At 34.1% G+C, this 26,204-nt stretch carries 22 protein-coding genes; 12 read left to right on the top strand and 10 right to left on the bottom strand.

Features of this window, described 5'->3' with window-relative positions:
* Positions 1–342: 342 nt before the first annotated feature.
* Both EYY60_RS13900 and can read left to right on the top strand, forming a co-directional pair.
* The gene (locus tag EYY60_RS13900) at positions 343–1,992 is read left to right on the top strand and encodes a SulP family inorganic anion transporter (protein ID WP_132989913.1); all 1,650 of its coding nucleotides are present in this window, start codon (positions 343–345) and stop codon (positions 1,990–1,992) included.
* Positions 1,993–2,112: 120 nt separating this feature from the next.
* Positions 2,113–2,748, top strand: a complete 636-nt coding sequence (can, locus tag EYY60_RS13905; protein ID WP_026730365.1) for a carbonate dehydratase — start codon at positions 2,113–2,115, stop codon at positions 2,746–2,748.
* Positions 2,749–2,787: 39 nt separating this feature from the next.
* Here the strand turns inward: can and EYY60_RS13910 are convergent, their stop codons facing one another.
* Positions 2,788–3,990, bottom strand: coding sequence for an LETM1-related biofilm-associated protein (locus EYY60_RS13910; protein WP_132989914.1), 1,203 nt, complete (start codon positions 3,988–3,990; stop codon positions 2,788–2,790).
* Between the two features lie 110 nt (positions 3,991–4,100).
* On the bottom strand, positions 4,101–4,628 hold the full coding sequence (locus EYY60_RS13915; RefSeq protein WP_132989915.1) for a superoxide dismutase family protein: 528 nt from the start codon (positions 4,626–4,628) through the stop codon (positions 4,101–4,103).
* Between the two features lie 212 nt (positions 4,629–4,840).
* Between EYY60_RS13915 and EYY60_RS13920 the strand changes: the two genes are divergently transcribed.
* From EYY60_RS13920 to EYY60_RS13935, 4 genes are all read left to right on the top strand, one after another.
* Positions 4,841–5,266 (top strand): META domain-containing protein, encoded by a 426-nt coding sequence (locus tag EYY60_RS13920; protein ID WP_132989916.1) that lies wholly within the window; start codon positions 4,841–4,843, stop codon positions 5,264–5,266.
* Between the two features lie 34 nt (positions 5,267–5,300).
* Positions 5,301–5,822 carry a DUF4251 domain-containing protein gene (locus tag EYY60_RS13925; RefSeq protein WP_132989917.1) on the top strand — a complete coding sequence of 174 codons (522 nt, stop codon included), beginning with the start codon at positions 5,301–5,303 and terminating at the stop codon, positions 5,820–5,822.
* Positions 5,823–5,859: 37 nt separating this feature from the next.
* Positions 5,860–6,774 (top strand): transporter, encoded by a 915-nt coding sequence (locus EYY60_RS13930; protein ID WP_132989918.1) that lies wholly within the window; start codon positions 5,860–5,862, stop codon positions 6,772–6,774.
* Between the two features lie 80 nt (positions 6,775–6,854).
* The gene (locus EYY60_RS13935; protein ID WP_132989919.1) at positions 6,855–7,340 is read left to right on the top strand and encodes a hypothetical protein; all 486 of its coding nucleotides are present in this window, start codon (positions 6,855–6,857) and stop codon (positions 7,338–7,340) included.
* 70 nt (positions 7,341–7,410) lie between these two features.
* Here EYY60_RS13935 and EYY60_RS13940 read toward each other — a convergent pair whose 3' ends face one another.
* The 8 genes from EYY60_RS13940 to EYY60_RS13975 form a co-directional block, all read right to left on the bottom strand.
* Entirely contained in the window at positions 7,411–8,505 is a 1,095-nt protein-coding gene (locus EYY60_RS13940) for a glycoside hydrolase family 18 protein (protein ID WP_132989920.1), read from the bottom strand.
* 218 nt (positions 8,506–8,723) lie between these two features.
* Positions 8,724–10,529 (bottom strand): acyl-CoA dehydrogenase family protein, encoded by a 1,806-nt coding sequence (locus EYY60_RS13945; protein ID WP_132989921.1) that lies wholly within the window; start codon positions 10,527–10,529, stop codon positions 8,724–8,726.
* Between the two features lie 47 nt (positions 10,530–10,576).
* On the bottom strand, positions 10,577–10,927 hold the full coding sequence (locus tag EYY60_RS13950; protein WP_132989922.1) for a four helix bundle protein: 351 nt from the start codon (positions 10,925–10,927) through the stop codon (positions 10,577–10,579).
* Positions 10,928–11,052: 125 nt separating this feature from the next.
* Positions 11,053–12,234: a thiolase family protein gene (locus tag EYY60_RS13955; protein WP_132989923.1), complete on the bottom strand. Its 1,182-nt coding sequence runs from the start codon at positions 12,232–12,234 to the stop codon at positions 11,053–11,055.
* Between the two features lie 97 nt (positions 12,235–12,331).
* Entirely contained in the window at positions 12,332–14,722 is a 2,391-nt protein-coding gene (locus tag EYY60_RS13960; protein WP_132989924.1) for a 3-hydroxyacyl-CoA dehydrogenase/enoyl-CoA hydratase family protein, read from the bottom strand.
* A 47-nt stretch (positions 14,723–14,769) separates the two neighbouring features.
* The gene (locus tag EYY60_RS13965; RefSeq protein ID WP_132989925.1) at positions 14,770–15,228 is read right to left on the bottom strand and encodes a MarR family winged helix-turn-helix transcriptional regulator; all 459 of its coding nucleotides are present in this window, start codon (positions 15,226–15,228) and stop codon (positions 14,770–14,772) included.
* A gap of 221 nt (positions 15,229–15,449) precedes the next feature.
* The gene (locus tag EYY60_RS13970) at positions 15,450–16,487 is read right to left on the bottom strand and encodes a helix-turn-helix transcriptional regulator (protein ID WP_132989926.1); all 1,038 of its coding nucleotides are present in this window, start codon (positions 16,485–16,487) and stop codon (positions 15,450–15,452) included.
* A 202-nt stretch (positions 16,488–16,689) separates the two neighbouring features.
* Positions 16,690–17,337: an HD domain-containing protein gene (locus EYY60_RS13975; RefSeq protein WP_132989927.1), complete on the bottom strand. Its 648-nt coding sequence runs from the start codon at positions 17,335–17,337 to the stop codon at positions 16,690–16,692.
* A gap of 122 nt (positions 17,338–17,459) precedes the next feature.
* Between EYY60_RS13975 and EYY60_RS13980 the strand changes: the two genes are divergently transcribed.
* The 6 genes from EYY60_RS13980 to EYY60_RS14010 all read left to right on the top strand — a co-directional run bounded on the left by EYY60_RS13980 (position 17,460) and on the right by EYY60_RS14010 (position 25,789).
* Positions 17,460–18,977: a TROVE domain-containing protein gene (locus EYY60_RS13980; protein WP_132989928.1), complete on the top strand. Its 1,518-nt coding sequence runs from the start codon at positions 17,460–17,462 to the stop codon at positions 18,975–18,977.
* Positions 18,978–19,855: 878 nt separating this feature from the next.
* A complete protein-coding gene (locus EYY60_RS13990) occupies positions 19,856–21,277 on the top strand; it encodes an RtcB family protein (protein ID WP_132989929.1) in 1,422 nt (473 codons plus the stop codon).
* Between the two features lie 304 nt (positions 21,278–21,581).
* Positions 21,582–22,379: a TatD family hydrolase gene (locus tag EYY60_RS13995; protein WP_132989930.1), complete on the top strand. Its 798-nt coding sequence runs from the start codon at positions 21,582–21,584 to the stop codon at positions 22,377–22,379.
* 111 nt (positions 22,380–22,490) lie between these two features.
* Positions 22,491–23,240: a nucleotidyltransferase domain-containing protein gene (locus tag EYY60_RS14000; protein WP_132989931.1), complete on the top strand. Its 750-nt coding sequence runs from the start codon at positions 22,491–22,493 to the stop codon at positions 23,238–23,240.
* Between the two features lie 22 nt (positions 23,241–23,262).
* Entirely contained in the window at positions 23,263–24,699 is a 1,437-nt protein-coding gene (locus tag EYY60_RS14005; protein WP_132989932.1) for a hypothetical protein, read from the top strand.
* Positions 24,700–24,730: 31 nt separating this feature from the next.
* Entirely contained in the window at positions 24,731–25,789 is a 1,059-nt protein-coding gene (locus EYY60_RS14010; protein WP_132989933.1) for a nucleotidyltransferase domain-containing protein, read from the top strand.
* Positions 25,790–26,204 lie beyond the last annotated feature (415 nt).

A 26,204-nucleotide genomic window follows, 5' to 3' on the forward strand; every position in this document is an offset into this window, starting at 1 on the left:
TATTATTCATATTTATTGCTTTCTTGGCAACACCAACTGTGGTGACGTTATTGAAGAAAAGCAATGATACGTCTATGTTTTTCAGTTTTTCTGAAGAGGAGCACTCGCATAAAGAACTTAAGGCAGCTGTGTACCCGGCAATACTTCAGCATGAGGTAATAGTGCCTGTTTATATTGAAAAAAAGACCATAGCGTCTGAAAACATTGTAAAATTAGAGAATATCTCTCCGAGCATTTTCGCTCCACCACCCAACTTGGCATAATACTTCCGATTATCTTGAACTGAACTGCATTTGCATAAATGCGGTCAATCTTTAATGAATAATTTTTTAGTATTGTGTTATGACAAAAAAAATCAATCTTTTTGCTAACCTAAAATCTGATTTTGCCTCAGGTTTGGTGGTTTTCTTGGTGGCTCTTCCGTTGTGTTTAGGTATAGCAATGGCTTCTGGAGCGCCGTTATTTTCTGGAATTATTGCTGGTGTTGTTGGTGGTTTAGTAGTAGGTTACTTAAGCCAATCACATATTAGCGTTTCAGGTCCTGCTGCTGGATTAACAGCAATTATTTTAACCGCTATTACTGATTTTGGTGCTTTTGATGTGTTTTTATTGTCTGTTTTTATCGCAGGAATAATTCAATTAGCATTAGGATTTTTGAAGGCCGGAAGTATATCAAATTATTTTCCAACTAATGTAATCGAAGGAATGCTAGCGGGTATTGGTATTATTATCATTTTAAAGCAATTACCTCATGCTTTTGGTTATGATGCTGATTTTGAGGGTGATCAGGCTTTTGTTCAAAATGATGGAAGCAATTCGTTCTCGTTTTTGTTTGATGTTATCAATCACATTCAATTGGGTGCTGTAGTAATTTCGGCGGTTTCTTTGGTAATACTTCTTGCTTGGGATAAAGTACCATTTTTAAAGAGCTTAAAATTAGTCCCAGGTGCTTTGGTTGCGGTTATAGCAGGTGTTGTGCTTAATGAAGTTTTTGTTTCGTCTGGCAGTTCATTGGCCATTGCAAAAGAGCATTTGGTTTCGTTGCCAGTTCCAAAATCTTTTGATGATTTCAAATCGATTTTGATTCTTCCAAATTTTAGCGCAGTTACAAATCCACAGGTTTGGGTTGTTGCTATTACAATTGCCATTGTAGCTTCTATTGAAACATTGTTATGTATTGAAGCTTCTGACAGAATGGATGTTCAAAAGCGTTATACAGATACTAATGTTGAGCTTAGAGCACAAGGAATTGGTAATATGATCAGCTCACTTTTGGGTGGTTTGCCAATGACATCTGTAGTAGTTAGATCATCTGCAAATAATAATGCTGGTGCAAAATCTAAAATGTCAACCATTATTCACGGTTTGTTTTTATTGATTAGTGTTTTGTCGATTCCGGCAATTTTAAATAAGATTCCATTAGCAACTTTGGCTACAGTTTTAATTTTAGTAGGTTATAAATTAGCTAAACCAGCAACTTTCATGCATTTCTGGGAAAAGGGCAAATATCAATTTGTGCCTTTTATAGCAACATTAGTCTTTGTTGTTGCTACAGATTTGCTGAAAGGGGTTGCGTTGGGAATCATAATCAGTATTATTTTTGTTTTGAGAGGAAACCTAAAAAGAGCTTATATTTTCAAGAAAGAAGAATATGAAGACGGAGATATTATTCATATCGATCTAGCTCAGGAAGTTTCTTTCTTGAATAAAGCAGCTATCAAACAAACCCTAAATGAGATTCCGGAGAATTCTAAAGTGGTAATAAATGCTCATGATACTGAGTATATCGCTCACGATGTTTTGGATTTGATTCGTGAATTCAAAGAAACGCGTGCTCTTGATGAAAACATCAAAGTAAAACTGAAAGGCTTTAAAGAGGCATACGAGTTGGAGAACACGCCAGATAATAATAATCATGTTACAATTGAGCATTATTACGACGTTGCGAAAAGAGCTTTGGTGAAAAAAGAAACAATAAAAGAAGGATTTTAAAACAAATAATAAAAATTAAAGTATTTCTATGACATAGGAAATGTCAAAATTTAGGTAACTTTACATAAGTTCTTTTTGATGCACTTGTGCAATAGAAATACCATTCAAAAAATAAAAAAAATGAGAAAATTTTATGAGCAGTTATTAGAAAACAATAAGAAGTGGGTTGAAACTTCATTAGCAAAAGATCCTAATTATTTTGCGGATTTGGCTAAGGGACAACAGCCGCCATTATTGTGGATTGGATGTTCTGACAGCCGTGTTCCTGCAAACGAAATTGTTGGAGCAAAACCAGGTGAAGTTTTTGTACATAGAAACATTGCAAATATGGTTGTTCACTCTGATATGAACATGTTGAGTGTGCTGGATTATGCGGTAAATGTTTTAAAAATCAAGCATATTATTGTGTGCGGGCACTATGGATGCGGTGGTGTAAAAGCAGCTATGGGGAATCAATCAGTTGGGATTATTGACAACTGGATTCGCCATATTAAAGATGAATACCGTTTACATGATAAATACTTGAATTCAATTGAAGACGAAACAGAGCGTTTTAATGCTTTTGTTGAAATCAATGCTAAAGAGCAAGTTTACAATTTGGCTAAAACATCAATTGTTCAGGGAGCTTGGAAAAACGGTCAGGATTTGATGCTTCATGGATGGGTTTACGGATTAAATTCTGGTTTTGTAACTGATCTGAATGTAACAATCAGTTCAAATGATGAACTTGATACTGTTTATCAACTAGATTTATAATAGAAAATAAAAAATCGCCTCAAAAGGGCGATTTTTTTTTTATTCGTTTTCGTCAAGATTTTCATTAAAAGCTGACGGAAGCATTGTTGGAATAAACTTTATCAAGATTGGCAATAATAAACTTCCTCCCGGAAGTAAAAAGATTGTCAATGACGGAATTGTTTTGCAGATATCCAAAAGCTGTTTTTTTACTTTTTTCTTTTCTTTGGCATCCAAATCTCTGGTTGTAGAATAAGCCAAAAGTACCATCAATTCTTTGCTCTGAACAATTTCTTTTACTAGTCGGTTTTTGTTTCTGATAATCAGTTTTACAACTGTATGTGTCATTTGGTCATAAAAATGCTTTACCGGATTTGAATAATTGAAATACGGGATTTTCTTTTTATGAGTTGTAATGAATGTGTTGGTCGTTTCAATGCTTTTTGTAACAAAATCATCCGAAGTATTCATCATCGAACCTAACGAATACAAGAAATAAGCTTCTTCATTTTCTACGACACCATCACTCCATAAAGCCATTCCGGCCATATCGATTAAATAATAGTGCTCTAGCGTATTACTGAAATAATCCAAAGATAACGTTTCGAGAGTTTCAACAGTAACTTTTGAAAATTTAGAATAACGAATAGAAGCTTCAAAAAGTTTAATCAATAAATCGTCGTGCTGTGATTTGACTGTTTTTGTTTTTAATGCAAGCCCTACAATTCCTAAAACGGTTTCTTCAATACGTTTTAAATATTTTTCAGGAATTGAGCCGTGTTCCAAATATTGCCTAAAAGCCAAAACATCAATAAACAATAAAGCATTGGTAACTAAATGCGAAAAGTTTTTGCTAATGATGCTGTCATTAGTTTGGACTCTTTGATCGATTATGTTTTCTAATGAAAGGGAAGGAGTGTCTTTTGGAAGCAAAATTTTAAACAAATTAAATCCTTCTGGATTCATTTGGTTGTAGAATTTTAAAGCTTCGGAAATAAAATTGTTTGGTTCAGAATTTCTTTTTTCTAAACAAAAAACATGATATAATGTATTAAGTAGCGCTACTTTAGAAATTTCGGTTTTAAACCAGCCTTTTATCGGAATTGGGATTTGCGAATCAATAGAAATGATATGACCGTAAATGAAACCAGTTTCTCTTACTTTATAGTAAAAAGAATCTGTTGTTTCAAAAGGAATAGCTTCTGAAAATTTTTGTTCGCTAAAAAACTTATCTATCCAGCCTGGTGCCGATGCGTTGATCATTAACTTTAATTTGAAAATGCAAAGCTAATTTTTTTTCTTGTTTTAGGATTCATTTAAAATGAAATAACCACTAGATTTTGTGAAAAAATAGTGGTTATTGCAATTTTTTATTATTTGATGATTCCTGCACAAGCAACTCTACCACCTGCATTTCCAGTAGGTTGAGTGGTGAAGTCATCTGTTCCTTGGTGCACGATCAAACCTTTTCCTAAAACATCTTTGGTAGCATCGCCACAACCCACGCACCATTCGTCTGTAGTCAAAGTTATTGTTCCGTTCCCTTTTGCATCTGCAGTAAAGTTCCCGATATCGCCTTTATGGTATTCGCCAACTCCCCATTTTCCATGTTTTTTGAAAGTTGGATTCCAGTGTCCTCCAGCTGAGCTTCCATCAGCAGCAGAACAATCTGATTTTTCATGAATGTGGATTGCGTGAACGCCAGGCTGTAATCCTGCAACTTTTGCAACAAAGGTCACTTTTCCATTTTTCTCCGTAAAAGTTGCAGTTCCGCTAACGGTACTGTTGCTTTTTGGCTCCAAATTTACAGTCAAAGTTTTGGCGTCATTTGATTTTGTATTGGTCTTACAGCCAATGATTAAGGCAGTAATTATAGCGAAAGAAACAATTGCTTTTTTCATATAAGAGGCATTTAAATTAATAATTAAGTAAATTTAACATAAAAAAGCCGATATAATTTACTCTAAAAGTTAAATAAATCTAAAACTATTCAGCGTAAATTAATGACAGTTTGCACTGAGAACAAAAAATATTGCTTAATTTCGTATAGGTTTTTAACGAAAAATTTCCCAAGTCTCGTTTTATAATTCATTAATTTTTAATGCTTAACGTTATGATGAAGAATTTTTTTACGCTTGTTTTCTTTGCTGCTATACTAATTTCATGCAAATGCCAAAAAACAGATTCGGTTTCTAAACTTGATGGAAACTGGGAACTCAATTACATTACTGGTCCCCGAATAACTTTTGATGGTTTGTATCCAAATAAAAAGCCTACAATCAATTTTAGTACGAAAGAAAATCAGGTTTCAGGAAACAACAGTTGCAACTCTTTTACAGGAAAATTAGTTGTTGACGGAAATAAAATTGATTTTACACAACCAATGGCAGTCACAAAAATGATGTGTATGGATGGGCAAGGCGAGCAAGTATTTATGAGTACGCTTTCAAAAATCACATCTTACGATGTTACCGATGACGGAAAAACTTTGAATTTTATTTCTGGAGATATTGCCATGATGCGATTTACCAAAAAATAAAACCATTTTATTTTAACTCTTAAATTTATATTTTATGCCAGTTAAATTACCCATTTTATTAGTGTTATCCTGTTTCTTGAGTTTTTCTGTTTTAGCACAGGAAAAATCCAAAAAAGAACTTAAAGCAGAACGCGAATTGCAAAAACAAAAAGAAATTGAAGCCTTAATTGATTCTAAAAATTTTGTTTTTGAAGCCCAAAAAGCTACTCCGCAAGGAGGAAGACTTTTAAATCTAGATTACAATACTTATTTTTTGAAATTCAATGAAACAAAAACAACCTGCGACCTTCCATTTTTTGGACGCGCTTACAATGTAGCTTATGGAGGCGATGGCGGAATTAAATTCGAAGGAGTTCCTGAAAATATCAAAATAGATAAAAGCAAAAAAAAGGTTATTGTGAAAGCTACCGTAAAAGGCAAAGATGATGTTTTCGATCTTTTGTTTACTATTTTTTCTGATGGAGGAGCTTCTTTAGCGATCAGCAGTAACAATAGGGCTCCAATTTCTTATGATGGTGAAGTGCATCCACCTAAAACTGATGAAATTAAAAAGTAAGAGTTATAATTTAACGGTTTCGCCAATTCTTTAATTTATGCCAAAAAAATACTGTTCTGTTTTTCCGAAAAAAATCTTCTATACAGCACTTTTTTTATTTACAATTATAAGCTATGGCCAAGATTTGGAACCAAGAGCTTATGCTAATGTGCCCAAAAAACTAAATGTAGCAGCGATTGGATATGTCTTCATGGATGGAAATGTTGTTACTGAACCCTCTTTACCCATTTCCGATTTTAAAATTCAGAGTCATAATATTGCGGCGAGTTATATTAGAACTTTTGGTTTGGCAAATAAGTTGGCGCGTATTCAAGTTTCGCTTCCGTTTACTTTCATGGATGGTTCTGCTTTAGTTGCCGGCGATATGGTGACGGGTTCAAGAACTGGTTTTGCAGATACAAAAGTGCGCTTTGGTGTGAATTTATTAGGTTCTCCTGCCCTTGATAAAAGTGAATTTAGGTCTTTTCAGCAAAAAACGATTTTAGGGGTCAGTTTGGTAACTTCAATTCCAACAGGGAGATATTACGATGATAAGCGAGTTAATATTGGCACAAACCGTTGGGGAATAAAACCCGAAATAGGTATTTCGAAACGATTCGCACATGTATATGCAGAAGCTTATGGAGGAGTTTGGTTTTACACTGATAATAGTGATTTTTTAGGAAAAAAAATGGAACAAAAGCCTACGTACAGTTTGCAGGCACATGCTAGTTATTATTTTAAAAATCAAATGTGGATTGGTTTTAATACAACTTGGTTTTTTGGCGGAAAAACAATAATTGATGGTGTTCCTGAAGCTAGCCAAATTGATAATTGGAGGGTAGGAGGTACATTTTCGACGCCAATTGCAAAAGGGCAATCTATTCGATTTCAATATCATGTTGGGGCTTTTACCAATAACGGACTGGATTATTATGCCTTATCAGCAGTGTATCAATATTCCTTTTTTTAGAAGACAACTTAATGGAAAGTCTAAAATCAATATAATTTAAGAGTGCATAATTTTTTAAAAACAAATTAAAAATCAAAACTATGAAAAAGTTAAGTCTTATTTTTATTATGGCCATTGCCACGTTTTCAGTTCATGCGCAGTCTTCATTCAAGGAAGATGTAGAGGTATTGCAAAGTCTTTACGGAAAATCTAAAAGTGATTTAGTAAAACAATATATGAATTTGTCGGATACTCAAGCTGCAGCATTTACTAAAGTTTATGATAATTACGAAACAGAGCGAAAAGCTTTAGGCCAAACAAAATTTCAGCTTATTAATGATTATGCGGCAAATTATGCAACTTTGACAGATGCCAAAGCAGATGAATTGGCAAAAGGGACTCTGAAAAATCATATCGCTTACGAGAAATTATATGAAAAGACATATAATCAAGCGAAGAAAGCAATTGGTGCTATAAATGCAGCAAAGTTTATTCAGCTTGAAGTTTATTTGCAGACTATTATCAGAAGCGAAATTTTAGAAGCAATTCCGTTTATCGGAGAATTGGATAAAACAAAGGTTCAATAAAGGATCTCTAAATAATCTTCTTAAATAAAAAAAAACGGCAGCTATTTTGAATAACTGCCGTTTTTTTAAATTATTTTGTTTTTATGACTTCGTAAATAGCATTAACCATTCCGTCACGCGTTTTATCTAAAGTCAGTTCCCAAAACATAATGCCTCCCAGTTTTTTTTGTTTTGCATATTCTGATTTGGCTTTTATCGATTTAAGATCATCAGATGTTGCAAAAGTTTTGGTTTGTGCATTGTACCAGTAAGGAGCTTTTGCTTTATCATCCCAGAAATATTTCCAACCATTAGCTTCTGTATAAGTTGTATCAAAGTTTTTAAAATCAACTCCTTGTGTGTGTTCTCCAGCTTGATACAAACCGTTATTGATATTTTCTACATTTTTCCATGTTCTGGTGTAAAAAGCACCTCCTATAACTAATTTTTCCGCTGGAACTCCTTGTTTTATTAAATAAGTAACCGCTCTGTCTGTTGATTCTTCTTTCGGATTTGTGCTGTATAATGGTGTATGATGCCCAGTAACTTTAGAATATCCGTTTACCAAATCGTAGCTCATAATATTAATGCGATTTACGTATGGTGCTACGCCTTTCCAGTCTATTGATTCATCCAAACATTTTTGAAAACCTCCCGCAGCAAAACTTAGCTCGTATTTTTTTCCTAATGTTGAACGCAAAATTTTAAGAAGATCGGTAAAATTTGGTTTATCAGCAGCTTGATACAAATGCCCTGGAAGACCTTCTATTGAAGGGTATTCCCAATCCAAATCTAATCCATCAACTTTAAAATAATCACTTACTTCTTTTACTGATTTTGCAAATTTCAAACGACCTTCTGGAGTTGAAAAAGCAGCTGAACAAGGTTCACAGCCTCCCCATCCACCAAGTGAAAGGACAATTTTTAGTTGCGGATTTTTTGCTTTTAATGCAACTAAATGTTTAATTGTTAAAGAATCTTTAGGAGAATCGACGCCTAATTTCCCATCTCTTAAGTGGCAAAAGCTGAATATAATTTGGTCTAATTTATTGACTTCGTACTGATCAATAAGATTAGAATCGCCTGTGTAATAAGCGATAATGTCCAGTTTTTTGTTTTTCTGCGCGAATGAATTTGTGGATAGCACCAGAAAAAATAAAATTGTAATTAGGTTAAGTTGTTTCATATTTTAGTTTTTTAGAATGCTAAATATACTGGAATGTATTTAATATTCAACTATACTAAATCGTTTTAATTTGAATTTTAACGAATTATTTGCAAATCACTGCAAAAATATTGCGTTTTTCAAGCTCTTTCTTTCAGATGAAAACAAAAAAATAAACCCGCACAGTTTCGGACTTGTGCGGGTTTATAACAAATTAAAAGCTAAAAACTATCTTTATATTAGAAGCAGTAAGTATCTTCTGCTACTAATTTTGCTGCGATTTTTTCTCTAAGCGCCACAACATTTGGCAGGTTAGTATATTTAGTGAAACGTTTAAGTCCCATTAACATCATGCGTTGCTCATCACCTTCAGCGAAAGAAGCGATTCCTTCTTTTCCTCTTAAGTTTACAATATCTACAGCTTTGTATAAGTATAATTTTGCCATAGCGATTTGCTCTTGAACTTTATCTTCGCCTTGAGCTTTTGCTAATTTTTCAGTTCTCAAAATAGTACTTTCAGCCATGTAGATTTCAATCAGGATATCAGAAGCTGCCATTAATAATTGTTGATGAGCATCTAATTCTGGACCGTATTTTTGAACAGCGCTTCCCGCAACCATCAAGAATACTTTCTTAAGGTTAGCAATAATTCCTTTTTCTTCAGAGAATAATTCAGAGAAATCTGGAGTGTCAAAAGATGGAATTCCCATTAATTCTTCTTGAACTTTCATTGCTGGTCCAAGCAAATCAACGTGTCCTTTCATTGCTTTTTTGATCAACATACCTACAGAAAGCATTCTGTTGATTTCGTTCGTTCCTTCGTAAATACGAGCGATACGAGCATCTCTCCAAGCACTTTCCATTGGAGTATCTTCAGAGAATCCCATTCCACCAAAAATCTGAATTCCTTCGTCAGAACAAGATTGAACGTCTTCAGAAACGGCTACTTTCAAGATAGAACACTCGATAGCATATTCTTCAACACCTTTCAATTCTGCTTCTTGGTGACTTGTTCCTTCTGCTTCACGAGCTGCGATTCTGTCTTCGATATCTTTTGCAGCGCGGTAAGAAGCACTTTCTCCAGCGTAAGCATTAGTTGCCATTTCAGCTAATTTAGCACGGATAGCGCCAAAAGATGAAATAGAAGTATTGAACTGAATTCTTTCGTTAGCATATTTTACAGCGCCAGAAGTAACTCTTCTTTGAGCATCAAGACATGCTGCAGCCAATTTAATACGACCAACGTTTAAAGCATTCATTGCAATTTTGAAACCGTTTCCTCTTTCAGATAACATGTTTTCAACTGGAACTTTCGTTTCGTTGAAGAAAACCTGACGAGTAGAAGAAGCACGGATTCCTAATTTATGCTCTTCTTCATTCATAGAAATTCCGTTTGCTGGATCGTTTTCTACGATGAAACCTGTAATATTTTTATCATCTCCAATACGAGCAAAAACGATGAAAACGCTGCAGAAACCTGCATTCGAAATCCACATTTTTTGTCCTGTGATAGAGTAGTATTTTCCATCTTCCGATAAAACCGCTTTAGTTTTTCCTGAGTTAGCATCAGATCCTGCGCCTGGTTCAGTTAAGCAATAAGCTCCAAACCATTCTCCAGAAGCTAATAACGGAACGTATTTTTTCTTTTGTTCTTCAGTACCGTAAAGTGTAATTGGCATAGTTCCAATTCCTGTATGTGCACCAAAAGCAGTTGAGAACGAACCTGTTGCTCCAGAAATGTAGTCACAAACCAACATTGTAGAAACAAATCCCATTCCTAATCCGCCGTATTCTTCCGGAACTGCAACTCCTAGAAGTCCAAGTTCACCTGCTTTACGCATAGATGATTCTGTATACGCATAATCTTTTTTCTCAAAACGATCTTTGTGCGCCCATAATTCTTTGTCAACGAACTCTTTTACAGAGTCACGCATCATTAACTGCTCTTCAGAGAAATCTTCTGGTGTGAAGATGTCCTCGCATTTTGTTTCTTTAACTAAAAACTGACCACCACGAGTCACGTTTTTTTGGATTGTATCTGCCATTTTGTTTTTGTTTTTATAAAAGATGAAAGAAGCAAGAAGCAAGATTTTTAATCTAACTTATTTATGAAGCCTGTGGTCATCTTTTGAAATTCAATTATTTTGTTTTCTATTTCTTCTGTTTTTGTCTTGGATAGATAGTCATTTTGAAAAGCTATCAGTAATTGTGTTTGTAATTCAAATGACGAACCTAAACTAATATTCAAATAATGCTGAAAGTGATTATTTCTTCTGTTAGAGCCTTCAGCAATATTAGAAGGCATTGAAACAGAACATCTATTCATTTGACTTGTCAAACTATAGGTTTCTGATTTTGGAAAAGATGCAGTTAGTTTATAGATATCATTAGTGATTTCCATAGCTAAAATCCAAATTTTCAAATTCTTAAAATTGTGTCTCATGTTTTTTGAGGCAAGATAAGAAGAAAAAATAAAAGTAAGTTTTTTACTACTTTCAGAAATCTTGTTTTCAGAACATTTTCATCCCAAAATTAAGTCTTGCTTCTTGCTTCTTTCCTCTCAAAAAACTACAACACCTCGTAAATCCCCGCAGAACCTTGTCCAGTTCCAACACACATCGAAACTATTCCGTATTTATTACCTCTACGTTTCATCTCATCAAATAACTGAACAGAAAGTTTAGCTCCTGTACATCCTAGAGGGTGACCTAAAGCGATCGCTCCTCCGTTTACGTTTACGATTTCTGGGTTAATGTTTAACTCGCGAGTAACTGCTAAAGCTTGTGAAGCAAAAGCCTCGTTTAACTCAATTAAATCAATATCGTTTAATGTTAATCCCGCTTGTTTCAAGGCTTTCGGAATTGCTTTTACAGGTCCGATACCCATAATTCTTGGCTCAACACCAGAAGAAGCAAAATTTACTAATCTGGCAATTGGCTCAAGATTTAATTCTTTAACCATGTCCTCACTCATGATTAAAACGAATGCTGCACCGTCGCTCATTTGAGAAGAGTTACCAGCAGTTACGCTTCCGTCAGCAGCAAAAACGGGTCTTAAACCTGCTAAAGCTTCTTTAGAAGTTCCTGCTCTTGGTCCTTCGTCTTTGTTAACAACGTATGATTTTGTTTCTTTTTTACCATTTTCATTGATGAAAGTCTGCTCAACAGTAATTGGAACTATTTGTTTGTCAAATTTTCCTTCTGCCTGTGCTTTTAAGGCTTTCATATGAGAGTTGTACGCAAACTCATCCTGATCTTCTCTAGAGATTTTGTATTGGTTAGCCACCGCTTCAGCAGTTAAACCCATTCCCCAGTAGTAATCTTCGTGACCTGCAGCCGCAACTTTATAATCTGGAGTTGGTTTGTAACCTCCCATCGGAATATAACTCATACTTTCTGCACCACCGGCAATGATACAATCTGCCATTCCTGATTGGATTTTAGCAGTCGCCATTCCGATAGTTTCTAATCCAGATGCGCAGTAACGGTTAACTGTAACACCAGGAACGTCTTCTACTTTTAATCCCATCAAAGAGATTAAACGTCCAACGTTAAGACCTTGTTCTGCCTCTGGCATGGCATTTCCTACCATAACGTCGTCGATACGTTTTTTATCGAAATTAGGCAGTTCGTCCATCATAAACTGAATGGTTTCTGCAGCTAATTCATCAGGTCTTTTAAATCTAAAAACACCTTTTGGAGCTTTTCCAACTGCTGTTCTATATGCTTTTACTATATATGCTGTTTTCATTTGTTTTTGTTTTTTTAAGATTTAGAGAAGCAAGAGCCAAGAGAAAAGACAAAACTTTGTTTTGAAATCTTGCTTCTTGCATCTTTCTTCTACTTTTCTAGTTACGAAGCGGTTTTCCTTTAGTCAACATGTATTGAATTCTCTCTAAAGTCTTACGCTCTGTACATAAACTCAAGAAAGCTTCACGTTCGATATCTAATAAATATTGTTCAGATACTAAAGTAGCTTCAGATAAATCACCACCAGCCATTACATAAGCCAGTTTGTTAGCGATTTTCTTGTCGTGCTCAGAAATGTATTTTCCAGCCTGCATTTGGTCAGTTCCAACTAAGAACATACCCAAAGCTTGTTTTCCTAGAACTTTAATATCATTTCTTCTGATTGGCTGAGTATAACCTGCTTCTGCCATTAACAATGCATGTTTTTTAGCTTCAGCAATCTGACGATCTTTGTTTACTACAATAATGTCTTTTCCATGTTGAAGAAGTCCAGTGTCAAAAGCTTCATAACCAGAAGTTGAAACTTTAGCCATTGCGATTGTCAAGAAATACTCTTGAAGAACATTCAATTCCACGTCGTTTTTGCGGAATAAATCTGAAGCTCTTAAAGTCATTTCTTTAGAACCACCACCACCAGGGATAACTCCAACACCAAATTCAACTAGTCCCATGTACGTTTCTGCAGCAGCAACCACTTTATCAGCGTGTAAGCTCATTTCGCATCCACCGCCGAAAGTCATTCCGTGAGGCGCTACTACAACTGGAATAGAAGAATAACGAACACGCATCATAGTGTCTTGGAACAGTTTAATTGCCATGTTCAATTCGTCATATTCCTGCTCAACCGCCATCATGAAAATCATTCCGATATTAGCTCCAACAGAGAAATTAGCTGCTTGATTACCAATAACTAAACCTTGATATTCTTTTTCAGATAAGTCGATTGCTTTATTGATAGCTTGTAGAACGTCGCCACCAATTGTATTCATTTTAGATTGGAATTCTAAGTTCAAGATTCCGTCTCCTAAATCCTGAATGATTGCACCACTATTGCTCCAAACTTTTTTACTTTCGCGAATGTTGTTTAGAATAATGAATGAATCTTGTCCAGGAACTTTTACTTGTGATTTTGTCGGAATGTTATAGAAATAAGTCGCTCCTTCTTTTACAGTATAGAAACTGTCGCTTCCAGAAGCCAACATTTCAGTAACCCATGCAGCAGGCGCTAAACCTTCTGCTTTCATGATTTCAATTCCTTTGGCAACACCAATGGCATCCCAGATTTCGAATGGACCATTTTCCCATCCAAAACCAGCTTTCATGGCATCGTCAATTTTATATAATTCGTCTGAGATTTCAGGAACTCTGTTTGAAACATAAGCAAACATTCCGGCGAAACTCTTACGGTAGAATTCTCCCGCTTTATCTGTTCCTTTTACTAAAACTTTAAAACGATTGATTGGTTTATCGATAGTTTTTGTTAGTTCAAGAGTAGCAAAATTTGCTTTTTTTGCAGCGCGGTATTCTAATGTATTTAAGTCTAAAGAAAGAATATCTTTATCTACTTTTTTGTAGAAACCTTGTCCAGTTTTGCTTCCTAACCAATTATTTTCCATCATTTTGTTGATGAAATCAGGAAGTTTGAACAATTCGTGTTGTTCGTCATTTGGGCAGTTTTCGTAAATACCATTAGCAACGTGTACCAAAGTATCCAATCCAACAACGTCAACCGTACGGAAAGTAGCCGATTTTGGACGACCAATTACTGGACCAGTCAATTTATCAACTTCTTCGATTGTTAATCCCATTTCTTTAACCAAGTGGAATAAACTTTGGATTCCGTAAATACCAATTCTGTTTCCAATAAACGCCGGAGTATCTTTAGCAACAACCGAAGTTTTTCCTAAGAATTTAGATCCGTATTCGTTTAAGAAATCCAATACTTCAATTGAAGTTTTTGGACCAGGAATAATTTCAAATAATTTTAAGTAACGCGCAGGGTTAAAAAAGTGAGTTCCGCAGAAGTGCTGTTGGAAATCTTCGCTTCTTCCTTCACTCATAAAGTGAATTGGAATACCAGAAGTGTTTGAAGTAACTAAAGTTCCAGGTTTACGGAATTTCTCGATTTGTTCAAAAACCAATTTTTTGATATCCAAACGCTCTACAACAACCTCAATAATCCAATCAACATTGGCAATTTTTGCCATATCATCAGTCGTATTTCCGGTTGTAATTCGGTTTGCGAATTTCTGACTGTAAATAGGAGATGGTTTTGATTTCAATGAATTCGCTAAGTGCTCATTTACAACTCTGTTGCGAACAGCTTTGCTTTCAAGAGTTAAACCTTTTTTAGCTTCAGCGTCGGTCAGTTCGCGAGGTACAATGTCCAGAAGTAAAACTTCGACACCAATGTTAGCAAAATGACAAGCTATACCTGAACCCATAATTCCGGATCCAATTACAGCAACTTTTTTAATTGTGCGTTTCATATTAGTTATTATTTGTTTTTTTACAGAATTTGGACAACCAAAATTGATTATTTTTCTTCTGCGTTTTCTGTTTGATTAAATATGTTTTTATCCTGAATTAATTCGTTGATGATTTCAGCAACTTCGATAAAATGATTCAGTTTTTCATCCGAAACATGTTTTCTTACTGATTCATTAAATTTCAGAACTGTATTTTTAGATAAATCTCTTTTTTCTTTTCCAAATTCGGTCAGATAGATCAAAACGCCACGACCGTCACTTGGGTTTTTTTTGCGAACGATTAAACCTTTTTCTTCCATAGATTTTAAAGTTCTGGTCAAGCTCGTTGCTTCCATGCCCATTCTTGGACCTAAAGCGGTTGATGGCGTTCCTTCTTCTTTGTCCATACTTAAAAGTGCAAATCCGGTGGCCATTGTTGCGTCGTATTTAGCCGCTTCTTCGTTATACATTCTTGAAACAGCTTGCCATGTCGCTCTCAAAATATAATCTATCGTTTTGTCTTTCATAGGTAACTATATCGATTTCAAATATAATTAAAAAATACTATGCATGCATATTATTTTTAAATAAATTTTTGGTTAATTAAAAAATGTCTTTGGTTTTCAGTGTTTTGTGGTTAAATTTTAACTGAAATATACTATTCTTTTTTGAGATTTTAACATTTTAGATACTTTAAAAATAGGTTTCTCATTTTTAAAATAGCTTTATTTCGGTTTTCTGTAATGAATTACGGATTTAATTCTGATTTATTTTCTGTTTCGTATTTATTAAGTGCCTTTTGCAGAATCCTTTTCATCGTATTTCTCAAGTTTTCGGGTCGTAGTACTTCGATTCCGTCTCCAAAGCCTAAGAGAATGCGCTCCATTTCGTAATTAGGCAAAAGAAAAATATGTATAATAATGCTTTGATCTTCATTTTTCTTAATTAAGCGCTGTGATGAGTGCAACGGTTTTGTAAGTACATAAGGAGCGTTTTTGGCATCAACCCAAAGCTCAATCCGCCTTGGCTGTAAACCTGAATTGACCGTAACGCCAATTACATTCTTATAATAGGTATCGGCATCAAAATCTTCTTCTATATAAGGAAGGCTGAAATCGTAGTCAATTGAAATGATTCTGTCCAAAGCCAAATTGGTTATAGGCTGTGAGGCTTTTTTCTTTCCAATCAAAAACCAGCGATTATTAAACTCCTTTAATATAAAAGGATGAAAATGAAATTTGGTTTCTTCTCGCGATTTAAACGATTTATAGGTAATTATCAAAACCATCTTTTTAATAATCGCCTGATAAATTTCATCTAAATAATGAAGCCCTTTTAGGTTTTCGTTTTTATCCAAATAAATAACAGGTTTGGTATGTGATTTCTCAGCGTAGATTTTATCTTCCAAACGCTGCAGAATATCCGATACATCATTAAATAAAGAGAAATCTTTAAACTGTTTCAGCATCGAAACCGTTTCGGTTAAAACATTCATATCGGTTTCCGTCAGCGGAATATCGGTTATCGAAAAATCTTCGTCTTCATATTTATAATACTTTTTATCGTAAACCACAATTGGTGCATTATAACCCAGCTTTTCACTACGCATCAACTGAATATCCATTTGGATCGTTCGTTTACTTATCGGATTTTGTCGTCCTTCATATTCAAATAAAGCCTCTGAACATTCTTCTATTAAATCTTCGAGTGTCCATTGCCGGTATTTATTCTGAAGGCATTTATCGATTGTCTTGTACCTAATTAAGGCGTTTTTGTTTTGTGACATTGCTGTATGTGTTTTTTGCTTGCAAAGTCGCAAAGTTTTTTAATTCAATGATTATTAAGATTTGTTTCACGCAGATTAAAAATGATTTAGGCAGATTCAGCAGATTATTTTAAAAATAAAATCTTTTTAGATCTGCTCAAATCTGTAAAATCTGCGTGAAACAAAAAACTTTGCGCCTTAGCGTCTTTGCGAGATTCAATTTTTAGCTTAATAACTTTATTTCTCTTTCAATATTAGTTCGGGCTTTTTCTTCATACAAACCTCTAAATTCATCAGTCTGAAAAATAAATTCATTCTCCAAAAAATGCTTTAACGCTTTGGCGCGTCCGGGTTTGTATAGAAAATCAGGATAAATGCGGTATTCTTTTCTAATTTGTTCAAAATAGATTTTATAATCTTCCCAATCTTTAGCGAGGATTTTCAAATCAAAGTCTATTAACCAATTAATGTCTTCAATTTCATTTTGTTGATGTTGTTGTGTAGCGCAGATTGCGTCAAAAACCAAGTGACGATCAAATTCCGAAAACCCGACAGGTTTTAAAAACCTGTCGGGTTTAACATCTGTAAAAATAGACAAAGCATATTCGGCACTTTTAAGTTCGTTATCTTTTTTGGAAGCCGAATACACAAAATCATGATAGAAAATAGAAAATAATATTTCGTCAGGATTTTGAAGTTCGTCTTTATAAATTTCAAAACTTTCAATCATTTCTTTTAAATGCGTGAGATTGTGATAATGCCTTGATTTTTTGGAATATGCCTTTTCTAAATCCAGCCAGTTTTGCTGAATTTCATTTGCTGAAAAGCCAATATTAGAGAGTAATTCAGAATATATTTTTTCTAAATTCATGTTGTTTTTTACTCAAATTTAAAATTCTTTTTTTACTGCGCAAAATAATTGCGTAGTGGTTTTGAAATCTTTGCTCAAGAAATAAAACAATAACCATTGTCTAATTTTAAAAACCAGAAATTATGAAATTTAATTTTTTAGCAAAAGAGAAAAACAATATAGTTAATCACGAAAATGCACCGGCTTTTTCTTTAACATCAGAATACGAATTATATGCAGCAGTTGTAACAACAAGCTTAAGCGCTTCATTTTATGAAAAAGATACAACTCGTTTAGAGCGAATAAAAAACTTGATTAAAAAATGTAATCCAGTATTTGTGGCAAAATTGGCAGTTTATGCACGTAACGAAATGCACATGCGTTCAGTGCCATTAGTTTTGATTGTAGAATTGGCTAAAATTTATTCTGGCGATTCATTAATCAGTAAAATGATAATCAATGTAATTCAGCGTGCAGATGAAATCGCAGAATTATTGGCTTATTATCAAATGGCAAACGAACGTAATGGCGTTAAGAAATTAAACCGTTTATCAAAACAAATCCAAAAAGGTTTAGCGGTTTCATTCAATAAATTTGACGAATACCAATTCGCAAAATACAATCGCGATGGTGCTGTAAAATTAAAAGATGCTTTGTTTTTGGTTCACCCAAAAGCAAAAGACGAAGCACAACAAGCCATTTTTAATAAAGTTGTGAGTAACACTTTGCAAACGCCATATACTTGGGAAACTGAATTGTCGCAATTAGGTCAGATCAAGTTTTACAACGAATTTGAAAAACAAAAAGCATTTACTCAAAAATGGGAAGAATTGATTGATAGCGGTAAAGTAGGTTACATGGCTTTGTTGCGTAACTTACGAAATATCTTAGAAGCGAATGTTTCTGGTTTTCATATCCAAAAAGTATGCGATTATCTTTCTAACGAAAAAGCAGTCGCAAACTCAAAACAATTGCCATTCCGATTTTTAGCCGCTTATCGTGAAGTGAAAGATTTGAATTTCAAATACACTTCAATGGTTTTAGATGCCTTAGAAGATGCTGTTATGGCAAGTTCGCAAAACATAAAAGGTTTTGATGTAAACACATCGGTCGTAATTGCTTGTGACGTTTCGGGTTCGATGCAACAGCCAATTTCACCAAAAAGTAAAGTATTGCTTTATGATATTGGTTTGATGTTGGGTATGTTGATGCAAAGCCGTTGTAAAAATGTGGTAAGCGGTATGTTTGGTGATCGTTGGAAAATAATCAATATGCCAAAACGAAGCATATTGGCCAACGTCAACGAATATTACAAACGCGAAGGTGAAGTAGGTTACGCTACAAACGGTCATTTGGTTTTGGAAGATTTAATTGCCCGAAAAGAAATTGTAGATAAAGTAATGTTGTTTACCGATGTTCAAATGTGGAATAATGCTTACACAAAAGACTCATTTGCAAATTCATGGAATCGATATAAAAGTATCGCTCCGAATGCAAAATTGTATTTGTTTGATTTAGCGGGTTACGGTCAGTCGCCAATAAACATCGAAAAAAACGATGTATATTTAATAGCCGGTTGGTCAGATAAAGTGTTTGATGTTTTGAATGCTTTAGAGGATAAAAACAGCGCTTTGAATTACATTAACCGAATAGAATTGTAAATTTTAATCTACTGCGCAAAATAATTGCGCAGTATGATTTGAATATTTGTAAAAGAAATAAGTTCATTGAAAATAAGAATAAAAAGCAAGTGTCGTAGATAAGTGTTACTTCGCTGTTAACGACGTGGTCGCGGGTTCGAGCCCCGCCACTTCCGCAAGAAAAAAAATATAAAAGGAAGTGTAGCTCAGTGGTAGAGCACGTAAATTTCACTTATCGTTTGTTGCCTTGTTTTAAAAATAAAAAAGAATGTCGTAAATGAGAGTTACTTCGTCACCATTTAGGGGAGGAATAGCGAAGTTGTAAAATCAGCAAGGTTATCCAGTTCGACTCTGGCAAGACAAGCCCCGTTTCTCTTATTGCTTTTTACTTCTTTTTAAAAACTGAAAAATGTCGTGTATAAGAGTTACTTCGTTTAGGTTGAATATTAACTCTTATAAATTATTACTTTTTCAAAAAATAAGATGCCGTCTATAAAGCGCTACTTCGCGGCATGATAATATTAGGTTCGAATCCTAAAAGTCGCTTATAGAATATTGCTCTTAAAAAAAAGAGTGTCGTCAGGAAATGGTTACTTCGTTCCAAGAAAATTAAACCATTCCTAAGTGTTACCTCTTTTAAAATTAAAAAATGAATGTTGAACATCATATAAATAAAATTAAACACAAAGTTTGTCATTTCGACTGAAAGGAGAAATCACACGCGGGATTCGACAAAGATTGGCGACGTTCTGTGCGGAGTTTCTAGTGTGATTTCTCCTTTCAGTCGAAATGACAAAAAAAAAGAGAAAATCATTTTAATCCTCATAATCTGTGACTTAAAAAGAAAAACCTTTGCGCCTTTGTCACTTTGAACCTATGCCCCTTAAAAAAGAGAAAAAATGAAAACACAAATAAACGGTACAGATATATTAGAATTAGGATTCCCAGAAGGAAAAATAATTGGGATTGCCTTAAAAATAAACAGCAAAAGAAACGGATTCACAAGAGACGAAATGATCACAAATTTCAAAAACGTCTTAGAAACTCCAGAGAATTATATAGACGATAAAATCTTCAGCAAACTGGCTGTGGCTTTAATTGAAAAATCGAATGAAAAACCAGAAGATTTCATTGCTTTAAATCAAAATCCGAATGCGTATTCGGCTTACGGATTGGATCATATCGAAGACGGAGCCAGAAAACAAATGGAAGTCGCCATGAAACTGTCTGTTACGGTTGCCGGAGCTTTAATGCCTGACGCGCACCAAGGTTACGGATTACCGATTGGCGGAGTTCTAGCCACAAAAAATGCCATTATTCCGTATGGCGTTGGAGTTGATATTGGATGTAGAATGGCGTTGTCGGTTTATGATATTCCAGAAGATTTTTACTTTGAAAACGAAGCTAAATTCAAAAGGGAATTAATTGCGAATTCTATTTTTGGAGCGGGTCACGGATTTCACGGTCAGTACAAATCAGATCATGCGGTTTTGGAGAACGAAGCGTTCAATATGAATCCATTTGTGAAGAATTTGAAAGATAAAGCCTGGTCGCAATTAGGATCTTCGGGTGGTGGAAATCACTTTGTCGAATTCGGAATCATGGAATTTGCCCAAGACGATGCGGTTCTAAATATTCCAAAAGGAAAATATGTCGCTTTGTTAACGCATTCTGGTTCACGCGGAATGGGTGCAACAATTGCCGGACATTATACCAAAATTGCCAAAGACGAATGCAAACTTCCTGAAGTCGCCAAAAACTTAGCGTATTTAGATATGAATTCACAATTGGGGCAAGAATACTGGCTGGCGATGAATTTGGCGGGAGATTACGCTTCGGCTTGTCACGAGATTATCCATAACAAAATGGAACGCGCTCTAGGTGCGACGATTTTAGCGAAAGTCGAAAACCACCATAATTTCGCTTGGAAAGAAATCTGGAACGGCGAAGAAGTGATCGTACATAGAAAAGGAGCAACCCCAGCCGGAAAAGGCGTTATGGGAATTATTCCGGGAAGTATGACTGCACCGGGATTTTTGGTGAGAGGAAAAGGCGAGGAGAACGCCATTAATTCGGCTTCGCATGGAGCAGGAAGACAAATGAGCAGAACTCAAGCCATAAAAAACATCACCCAAACCGAAATGAAATCGATCCTGAGCCATCATGGCGTTACACTTATCGGAGCAGGTCTTGACGAAGCTCCAATGGCGTATAAAGATATCAATCAGGTGATGGAAGCGCAACAGGATTTAGTGGATGTTGTAGCGAAGTTTACGCCGAAATTAGTTAGAATGGCGGATGACGGGAGCCGAGAAGATTAGTTTCTTTAGAGGTTCAAAGTGACAGAGGGACAAAGGTTCAAAGGTTTTTCCGCATTTTATGTCATTTCGAGGAACGAGACTCGAGCGATAGTGAACAGGCGAAGCAAATCACACGTGGGATTCGACAAAGATTGGCGACATTCTTTGCAGAGTTTCTAGTGCGATTTCTCCCTTAGGTCGAAATGACAAACTTTGTCCCTTTGTCCCTCTGAACCTTTGCAACTAAAAAAAAAACAAACAAAAAGACTCAAAGAGAAGAAACCTTTGTCCCTCTGTCCCTTTGAGCCTTTGTAACTTTAAAAATATGAATTACATAGATATCGGAATTAATTTAACCAACAAACAATTCCAAAACGACATAGACGATGTCGTACAAGACGCGCTCGACGCCGACGTATCGCAAATGATACTCACCGGCACCAGCGTACGAAATAGTGAAGAATCTGCTAAGATCGCGAGGCAGTATCCGGGCGTGTTGTACGCTACGGCGGGCATACATCCGCATGATGCAAAGAGTTTTGATACGCAGAGCATTTCGAAACTCAGGAAATTATTAGAACTGAAACAAGTCGTTTCGGTTGGCGAATGCGGACTCGATTTTGATCGTGATTTTTCGCCCCGAAACAAACAGGAAGAATGTTATAAAGCCCAATTAGAACTGGCGATTGAAGTACAGAAACCTTTGTTTTTGCACGAAAGAAGCGCTTTTAATTCTTTTATGAATATTACCAAAGACTATTTACCGCAATTGCCAAAAGCCGTTGTGCATTGTTTTACGGGAACGTTGCAAGAAGCCAAAACCTATCTCGATAACGGATTTTATCTGGGTTTTACGGGAGCAATTTCCGATGCTAAGCGTTTTAGCCATTTAAAAGAAGTCATTCAGTACGTACCGCTCGACCGAATGATGATTGAAACCGATGCGCCGTTTATGCTTCCTAAAAATGTCCCGAACAGCCTTTTAAAGAAATACCACGAACGCCGTTGCGAACCTGCTTTTCTGCCGTATGTAGCCGGAACAATTGCACAGTTTAAAGGAATTACTTTAGCTAAAGTGGCGGAGGAAACCACAAGGAATTCTAAAAGCTTTTTTGGGATTTAGATTTGTTTTCCTAAAAGGTTTTTTTTAAACGGGTTAGGTATTTATTAGCTTTAAAATCACGTGTTATTACTTGGTTTTAAGCTTTTTTGTTTAATTACATTTGAAACTATCATGAAAGAAAAAATACTAGAAAAATTAAAACAAATAGAACTAGAAAAAGATGTAGAGATACTTTTTGCCGTAGAATCAGGAAGTCGTGCTTGGGGATTTGCTTCTCCAGACAGCGATTATGATATTCGATTTATATATAAACACAAACTTGATTATTATTTATCACTTTGGGAAAAACCAGATGTAATAGAATTCATGACCGAAGAAGATCTTGACGGTTCTGGCTGGGACGTACGGAAATCCGTAAGGTTGTTAGCAAAATCTAATGCACCTTTGATCGAGTGGTTGTTTTCGCCAATTGTATATTTTCAAAATGATGATTTTGTAAAACAAATGCAAGACTTAGCCGTAGAATGTTTCTCGTCAATAGCGGTTTTACATCACTATTTAGGAACAACAAAAAATTTTATGGAAGTATGTGAAATGAAAGAAGTAAAATTAAAGAGTTATTTCTATGCTTTGCGAACTGCCTTAGCCGGAAAATGGATTATTGAAAAGAATACTTTTCCACCAGTTGCTTTTGCCGATTTATTACCAATTGCACCGAAAAACATACAGGAGAAAATAAAAGAATTACAACAAATAAAGGCTAGCCAAGATGAAAAATACCTGCACCCAAAAGAAGTTTTGATAACTGATTTTTTATCTGAAACGATAAAATTTAATCAGGAAAATGCAAGTAAATTAGAAAGCGGGAAGAAGTTGAGTGAGGAGTTGGATTTGTTTTTTAGAAGATACATTCAGGAATAATTAATTTACACGAAATTGAAAAATGAAACAAAATGTAATTCCTCTATTTTATAATAAAGAGCCCTTGTCATTTATAAATGATTTTGAAAAAATTAAGAAAGGGATGTTTATAAAATTAAACTCTTCCTTAGATGCTATTGATGACGTAGAATTATCATGTGACAAAAAAGAATTTAGAGTTGAGTTTAATTTTAATAAATTTTATAAAGGAGAAAAAAATTTCGGAATAGGTAAACAAATCGAAAGGGTAAAATTTAATTATGGAGAGAAAACAATTGTTTTCAAAAGTCTTTATATTGATAGATTTTCAAATGAAAATTTAGAAGGTTCAATTAAGCAATTGTATAGTGAGGGATTTTCACGATCCAAGAAGCAATATTTTAAATTGGTAATACCTTATTCTAACTCATTGAATATGCATTTTCAAATAGAAAGTATATTATTTTCAAATGATTCTGGAACCAATTCAAGTTTAGGTACCAAGATTAAATTAGATAACGAAGAAATTTTTATTTTAATAGATAAAGATAAGTTCAAAAATAGCTGTGTAATAATTGAATCAACGAAAAAACAAACTTTTGATGAGTTCAATAATAAAACTTTTTCTATTAGAACTGCTCTTGGTTATGTGACGGGGTATTTTCCTGGAAACAAAGGTTACTTTTTTTCATATTCAAATCAAAAGAGAGAAAAATTTGGCGGTTTTTATTTTTCAACTTTAAGAGAGGATATTAAAACAATAATGAATCCAATTAATACCAATGCATATGCTAGGTTATATGAAAGACCTAAACAGGCTGAAAAGTATTATAAATCAGGAATATTAAAAAAACTTGAAATAAAAAGTTTTTCTATTTTGTGCAATAAACTATTAAATGATGATAATTTTTTAGCAACCATTCTATTAATTATTGAATCTACGGATGCTAGTCTCATTTTTCGACCAGGTGGATATTCAATTGCTTTAGAAACTTTGTCTGATATTATAATTGGAAATGAAAAAGTAAAAATTGCTCCTATAAGTTCTAAAAAAGATTTTAAGGAACTAAGAAATGAACTTATTGAAGTTTTAAATAAACATTCAAACAAAGAGTCTTTTGAGGATGTAAATACTTTGAAAGTAAGAATAGAAAATCTTAATCAAATAACAAATTTAGAAAGCCTAAAAAAGCCGTTTTCTATTTTAAATATTAATTTATTGGATGAAGATATCAAAGTAATTAAATCTAGAAATGACTTTTTGCATGGAAGAGTACCTGATTTCAAAAATGCAGGAGAAAATCGTTCCATAGAATTAAAAGATTATGATTTATTTTATGCGAGTGTGAGGTTATATACTTTGTTAAATGTTTTGATCTTTAAAATGATTGGTTTCGATAATTATGTTTTGAATTACCCTAAAATTTATGAAAAGAATACAAAATATAAAGTAAAAGAAGCTTGCTATAGAAAAGTTTAGAAAGATAAAAAATGTTTTAAAGAAAGAATAAATGACGATCCAAAACCTAAAATCCCAAAACTTAATTCTTTTCGAAGTCATTTCGGGAAGTAAATCCTTTGGGTTAAATACACCAACATCAGATACGGATATTAAAGGTGTTTATTATTTGCCAAAAGATAAATTCTTTGGGTTAGATTATATTCCACAGATAAGTAATGAAACCAATGATGAAGTATATTATGAAATTGGTCGTTTTGTTGAATTGTTGTTGAAGAACAATCCAAATATCTTGGAGATTTTGGCTTCGCCTGATGATTGTGTTTTGTACAAACATCCTTTGATGGAATGCTTAAAAACAGAAGATTTTTTATCTAAACTTTGTAAAGATTCTTTTGCAGGTTATGCTGTAACACAGATAAAAAAGGCAAGAGGTTTAAATAAGAAAATTGTAAATCCATTGCCACAGGAAAAGAAAAGTCTTTTGGATTTTTGTTATGTTTTAAAAGGTTACGAAACCGTTTCTTTAGTAGAATTTCTGAAAGAAAATAATTGGAATCAGGAACAAATTGGGTTGGTAAATCTTCCCAATTCAAAAGGAATGTTTGCCATGTTTTATGATGAAAACAACACTTTCGGTTACAAAGGAATTATTAAGAAAGAAAGTTCGAATGAAGTTTCACTTTCATCAATTCCAAAAAATGAAAAGCTGATAGGTTATTTATTCTACAATCAGGATGGTTATTCAAAATATTGTAAAGAATATTCAGAATACTGGAGCTGGATTGAAAAACGAAACGAAGATCGTTACAATACAAATCAGCAACATGGAAAGAATTACGACAGCAAAAATATGATGCATACTATTCGTCTTTTGCAAACCGCAGAACAAATTCTTTCGACAGGAAAATTGAATATTAGAGTTTCAAATCGAGAAGAATTATTAGTAATAAAAGAAGGAAACAAAGAATATGATGATTTAATGGAAATGGCAGATAATTTAATTGTTTCAATTGAAAGTCATTACTTAACTTCAAATCTTCCTAAAAAACCAAATGAGCAAAAGGCAATTCAGACTTTGATTGAAATAAGAGAGCAATTATATCAATAAAAAATGCAAATATCAATTTTATATGTTTTGTTATAAAAATTTTATTTTAATCAAAATTTGTTAAATTATCGCAAAATATACTACATTTGTATCTGTAATTAAAAACAATAAAAAACACAAATGATACTTTCAGTAAACCAAAATTTTGAAACTTTAGCCGGAGATTCTCCAGCTATAAGCTCAGGATGCGTATGTATTTTTGTGAAATTGAAATGTAAGATTTAGAGTCAAACTCATCATAAAACAGAAAAGCGTCCTCATTTTAGGACGCTTTTTTTGTTTAAAATAGTTTTTGCGAGTGTTTTGACTTCGCTCAACATGGCAAAAAGATGTTCAAAATGATAGAAAACCAAACCATAACTAAAAAAAACTAAAAAAATAATTGACCAAATGTTTAATGCGTAATCAAAATAGG

This window comes from Flavobacterium zhairuonense, from assembly GCF_004352915.1.
Lineage (GTDB): Bacteria > Bacteroidota > Bacteroidia > Flavobacteriales > Flavobacteriaceae > Flavobacterium > Flavobacterium zhairuonense.